This window comes from Bacillus cereus group sp. BfR-BA-01524 (assembly GCF_022662595.1).
In the GTDB taxonomy this organism is placed as follows: Bacteria; Bacillota; Bacilli; order Bacillales; family Bacillaceae_G; genus Bacillus_A; species Bacillus_A thuringiensis_S.
In genome coordinates this window covers 1-331 of the sequence record NZ_JAKUDW010000331.1, presented here as the reverse complement: position 1 = coordinate 331, position 331 = coordinate 1, and the positions used below count along the sequence as shown (strand labels likewise).

Genomic DNA, 331 nt, shown 5'->3' with positions numbered 1-331 from the left:
ATAGCTAAACCAGCTGCATCGTCAGCTGCACTGTTGATTGATTTACCGCTAGATAAACGGTTCATAGATGTATTCATTTTGTCTTGGTTTTGTCGCATGTACTCTTGTGTACGCATGCTGTTAATATTTGTATTAATTCTCATGTTAAGAACCCCCATTAATTTTTAATTATTAAAAAGAAAACTCTTTATATACTACAGAGAGTATATGTTCAAATGGATTATTGTAATAATTTAGAAACCATTTGTGGAGTTTGGTTAGCTTGAGAAAGCATGCTGATGCCAGCTTCGTTTAAAATTTTGAACTTTGTCATGTTAGACATTTCTTTTGC

The 331-nt window shown here is 32.6% G+C and carries 2 protein-coding genes; both read right to left on the bottom strand.

The window, feature by feature from the left end; genetic code table 11:
* Positions 1–143 (bottom strand): flagellin N-terminal helical domain-containing protein (locus tag MR170_RS31315; RefSeq protein ID WP_481746806.1); only part of this gene is annotated, 143 nt, incomplete at its 3' end.
* 77 nt (positions 144–220) lie between these two features.
* Positions 221–331 (bottom strand): flagellin (locus tag MR170_RS31310; RefSeq protein ID WP_276575700.1); only part of this gene is annotated, 111 nt, incomplete at its 5' end.